Source organism: Streptomyces sp. ATLC9 (assembly GCF_057196705.1).
The window spans coordinates 1-483 of sequence record NZ_JBXUOY010000586.1; the positions used below are offsets into that span (position 1 = coordinate 1).

The 483-nt window shown below is 81.8% G+C and carries 1 pseudogene; it reads right to left on the reverse strand.

The annotated features are described in order from the left end of the window. Positions 1-483 (reverse strand): annotated as a pseudogene (locus AC2CJA_RS27190) (hypothetical protein); the annotation flags it as partial.

Below are 483 nucleotides of genomic sequence, written 5' to 3' on the forward strand. Positions count from 1 at the left end.
GGCCGCCGCCGTACGGCGGCCGGGCGGGACCCGGGTCGACGGGCGGGAGTTGCTGTGTGGCATCGGCGGGCTGCGCACCGGGCTGTGCGCCGCCCCGGAACAGTCCGTCGAAGTCCGAAGGCGGCGCGGCGCGGTCGCCGGGAGCGCCGGGAGGTATCCCGTACGGGGCCCCGGCGGGCGGCGGGGACGCCGGGCGCGGGGAGGCGGTCGCGCCTTCGGGCGGCAGCGGCCTGCGCAGCACCGTGGTGCTCTCGGTGTCGCGCTCCGGGGGCGTACGGCCGGTGACCGGCCGCAGGACCCGGGTGTCGTCGTCCATGCCGTCCGCCCAGGCACCCCGGCCGTCCTGCGGGGCCGGGGCCCCCGGCGCGGCCCGGGGAGCCGGGGGAACCGGACCGGACGCGGTCATCGGGGGCAGGAGCTGCGTCTCGTCGGCGGCGCCGGGCACGGCGCCGGGCGCCTCCGGTGCGGTCCCCGGCATCGGGG